Source organism: Lysinibacillus contaminans, assembly GCF_001278945.1.
GTDB lineage: Bacteria > Bacillota > Bacilli > Bacillales_A > Planococcaceae > Lysinibacillus > Lysinibacillus contaminans.
In genome coordinates this window covers 1-4,421 of record NZ_LGRV01000004.1, presented here as the reverse complement: position 1 = coordinate 4,421, position 4,421 = coordinate 1, and the positions used below count along the sequence as shown (strand labels likewise).

At 35.8% G+C, this 4,421-nt stretch carries 4 protein-coding genes and 1 riboswitch; of the genes, 3 read left to right on the top strand and 1 reads right to left on the bottom strand.

What is annotated here, in order from left to right:
- Positions 1 to 288 (bottom strand): helix-turn-helix domain-containing protein (locus AEA09_RS20355; RefSeq protein WP_425412009.1); only part of this gene is annotated, 288 nt, incomplete at its 3' end.
- Positions 289 to 630: 342 nt separating this feature from the next.
- Between AEA09_RS20355 and AEA09_RS20115 the strand changes: the two genes are divergently transcribed.
- The 3 genes from AEA09_RS20115 to AEA09_RS14720 all read left to right on the top strand — a co-directional run bounded on the left by AEA09_RS20115 (position 631) and on the right by AEA09_RS14720 (position 4,129).
- On the top strand, positions 631 to 780 hold the full coding sequence (locus AEA09_RS20115) for a hypothetical protein (RefSeq protein WP_053584731.1): 150 nt from the start codon (positions 631 to 633) through the stop codon (positions 778 to 780).
- 659 nt (positions 781 to 1,439) lie between these two features.
- Positions 1,440 to 2,273, top strand: coding sequence for a DUF2382 domain-containing protein (locus AEA09_RS14725; protein WP_053584730.1), 834 nt, complete (start codon positions 1,440 to 1,442; stop codon positions 2,271 to 2,273).
- 324 nt (positions 2,274 to 2,597) lie between these two features.
- Positions 2,598 to 2,699: riboswitch (purine riboswitch) on the top strand.
- A 125-nt stretch (positions 2,700 to 2,824) separates the two neighbouring features.
- The gene (locus tag AEA09_RS14720; protein WP_053584729.1) at positions 2,825 to 4,129 is read left to right on the top strand and encodes an NCS2 family permease; all 1,305 of its coding nucleotides are present in this window, start codon (positions 2,825 to 2,827) and stop codon (positions 4,127 to 4,129) included.
- Positions 4,130 to 4,421 lie beyond the last annotated feature (292 nt).

Sequence of the window (4,421 nt, the reverse complement as noted above, 5' to 3'; positions counted from 1 at the left end):
ATACAAGCGGCCGACAATCTGTTCAGGTGACCACGTTTCGCCCAACTTTTCTTGAACAGCTTCTTTTAAATCTGATGTTAGTTTTAGCTTCGCACCACAGTTCGATTTATTCGTTTGATAGTGATTGTGTGCTACTTCGGCTGACCAATTTGTATGGCGATTCAGCTCTCTTGAAATGGTCGAGGGGCTGCGTTTTAGCTGCTTCGCAATTTCTCGTTTGGAATAACCTAATTCAAGATAGACTTCTATTTTAGCGCGTTCAGATATGGTAAGATGAGTATAGCTCATAACGATTCCTCCTCTAAATGTTGGTGTGGTAACTACATTTTATACGAGGTCGTTATGGGCTTCTTTTATTTTGTCTTAAAGGTGTTGCGCTTAATATTACAATTCATCTTTAGTTAAAATTAGCGACTTGATTGATGACTTTAAAATGAATCAGCAAATTTAAGCTCGTAAAGAAAAGTAAAATGAATACCATTTGACTATGAATTTTTCACCAAGTTTTTACTGACATATGCAAGGTTAGGCAGGAAACTAATAAAGTAAAAAGGTTTACTTCAGTAAAATAAGGTATATTATATTTGTTGAATAGATTCTCTTTGAAGACAAGAAAAGTAGGTGAACAAAGTGGGGAAATATCAATTGGATACCAAAGGTCAGCTGGCTGTGGCAAAGTATCATGAAAAACAAAAGCCTGCAAAATTTGATAAAAAGCAGCAACTTGAAAAAATACGTGCGGAGTATTTGAAAAAAAAGCAAAAACAAACAGATAAATAATATGAATGAAAACATAGGAAGACTAAAATCTCCCTATGTTTTTCTTTCAATTGATGATGGAGTTTAACATTCTCTTGAATTTCAGATTCGGTGACAAAAAATTCGTCATCAGATATCCATTCCTCACTAATTGATTTTGACATTGAAACGACATAGCCATTATATAAAAATAATAACGCTGTAAACAGGGGGGTCACCAACTAAAATTGAGTGGGAATAGAACTAGAGTCCTAAAAAGATAGAATGCAGTCATAGCAATGGTTTCCCGGAGTTATGAGCTGAGAATTGCCTTAATACCAGCAACAATTATATTCAAATTCAACTCTCTTTTATCACAGGTAAAACACTGTGGTAGAAGGGAGTTTTTTTATTTACCCCGATATATACATTGAAAGTGTTCGGTGGGTTCTTATGCCGTCATTGGCTTCGGAAAAATCAATGCTGTTTATTATTAATGAAATATATAGTAAACACTCTTTTTCTTTCAATTTCATTACAAGAAGGAGTATGTTGTGTCTTTTATAAAAGGAGGGTTAAAAATTGATGTGTTTTAACTATGTAAGTTTATTTTTAAGGTAAAGAGGTATTAAGTAATATACCCAATCCTATACAACAGACTGGTATATCCAAAACTATATAACAAAATGGAGGAATGAAACATGGAAACACGTGATAACAAACTATATGGTGTTTACAATAATGAAATGGAATTACAAGAAGAAATGGATCGCCTTCGTGCGCAAGGTTATGGCGAGGAAGATATGTATATCGTCTCAAATCACAACGAGCAACTCTCTATGTACCGAGGCTCGACGTCTTATGTAAATGAAACAAAAGAGGGATCTTGGTGGGATCGATTTAAAGCATTTATGATGGGAGAAGATTTAGTACGTGATCAGTATTTTGCGCAAATGGGCTTAACGGATGAGGAACGAAACCGTTATTATGATGAGTTACAGGCGGGTAAATATTTATTATATGTTGATAAACACTATGGATCCTATTTTGATGAGGGTACAAAAAATTATGGAATGAATAATGTTTTTGCCCGTGATTACGAGAAAATGGACGAGGAGCGTTTAGCACTTCATGAAGAGCGCCTACATGTTGATAAAAAACGTGTGCAAACAGGTGAAGTACATGTAGAAAAACATGTAGTGGAAGAACAACAAACGGTAGAAGTGCCAGTAGAGCGTGAAGAAGTTTACGTAGAAAGACGTCCTGTTGATGAAGAGGTACGTGATGTAAGTGTGGAAGCCCGCGACGGTATGGCTCATGCCTATGAAGAAGAGGGAAGAATTCATATCCCAGTGACAGAGGAACGAGTAGAGGTAACGAAGAAAGATGTAGTTACAGAAGAAATCATTGTCGGTAAACGAATAGTTACAGATACAGAAACTGTATCAGATACGGTTCGTCGTGAAGAGGCAGATATTCATGATACAACAAATAACTTAGAAGATTCGTTAAATCGTACGGATCGCCGATATTAAGATTCTTGTAAAATATAAAGGAAGCCTATATCAATATAGGCTTCCTTTTGTCTTATTGGTAGGAGGCTTATGCTATTCACCGTAATCCCTTTAAGTGTAAATGTACCAATGGTTTAGCGAGATTTAAATAGAGTAATTACTCGTTGGCCAGCAATAATTACGTTTCAAAAGAAGAGTGGTTTTTATATTTGAAAGTAGCTATTTGCCATGTTTTCAAGTGAAACATGAATAGTAAATAAGGACTTTATACGAACTTTATTTAAGTTTTCGAGATAAATGTTCGGAAATGGGGTTGAAATCTAAAATCTGAGATGATATATTACTCTTGTAAATTAAATAAGTCGTCGTATAATGTCGGGGATAAGGCCCGTAAGTTTCTACCAAGTTACCGTAAATAACTTGACTACGATTTAGTATTATACAAATGTATAAATGCTAAAAGATTTCACACGCTTGAAGTGCTGAAATATATCGTAGACATGTGACAAGTAGTCAACGTGTCTTTTTTTATTTTCGATGTTGCAGACGACAACACGGAGGATTTTTAAAAAATGAAAAAGTATTTCATGTTCGATGAGCTTGGTACAAATTATCGCCGCGAAATTATCGGTGGTATTACAACATTCCTGGCGATGGCATATATATTAGCGGTTAACCCAACTATGTTAAGTAATGCAGGTATGGATACAGGTGCTGTATTCGTAGCAACAGCACTAGCGGCGGCAGTTGGTTCTCTTATTATGGGTATTTTCGCGAAATTCCCGATTGCATTAGCACCGGGTATGGGATTGAACGCATTCTTTGCTTTTACAGTAGTAGGTTCGTACGGTATTCCGTGGCAAACTGGTTTGACTGGTGTATTCTTTTCTGGTGTTATTTTTATCATCCTTTCATTAACAGGTATTCGTGAAACAGTCATTAACGCAATTCCAGCACAACTTAAGTATGCAGTATCAGCTGGTATTGGTTTATTCATAACATTTGTAGGTTTACAGGGTGCGGGTATAGTTAAGAATGATGATGTGACATTAGTAACCTTGGGTACATTCGAAGGTGAGACATTATTAGCTGTATTCGGTATCGTCCTTTCAGTTATTTTAATACTTAAATTCCGTAGTATTGGTATTTTCTTAGGTATGGTCATCACAGCTATAGTGGGTATGATCTTTGGTGTTATTACACCACCAACAGGAATAGTAGCGGCAATCCCAAGCGTAGATTCAACGTTTATGGTTGCACTTGACCCGATTTTTCATGATTTTGGTTCATTAATAAATATTAAATTCCTATTAGTAGTTTTAACTTTCTTGTTCGTTGACTTTTTTGATACAGCGGGTACATTGATGGCTGTTGCCACACAAGCTGGTTTAGTAAAAGACAATAAATTACCTCGTGCTAGTAAAGCTTTAATGGCTGATGCCCTTGCGACAACAATCGGTTCTTTATTCGGTACTTCAACTACTACAGCTTATGTAGAGTCAACTTCAGGAGTAGCGGCAGGTGCTCGTTCAGGTTTCGCAGCAGTTGTCACGGCTGTGCTATTCTTAATAGCATTATTCTTTTCACCATTATTAGCAGTTGTTACTTCGGCAGTCACAGCCCCTGCGCTAGTTATTGTGGGTGTCCTGATGGTTTCATCATTACGTCTGATTGAATGGGATAAATTCGAAATTGCAGTGCCAGCTTTCTTTACAGTTTTGATGATGCCCCTTGGCTACTCAATCGCTACTGGTATCGCAATCGGTTTTGTTTTTTACCCAGTAACAATGTTATTAGCTGGACGTAAAAAAGAAATTCATCCAATGATGTACGGATTATTCTTCGTATTCCTAGCCTATTTCATATGGGTTAGATAATGTAATACTTAAAAACTCTACTCTATATTAAACTGAGTAGAGTTTTTTCTTTTGGCTATATAGATAGAAGAAACTCAAATAATTATTTGCTGAATAGTTTTACTTTAATTAAACACTTGTAAAATGATAATCCAAATGATATATTTAATCACGTTGTTACGGTAACAAACGAACAACAGATAATAAAAAAACAAAGTGTTGACAATAAGTTGACGACATGTTAAAGTATAAAAAGTTACTTAAACAAGTAACGGACATGAACCTTGAAAACTGAACATGCAAAACGTAATCA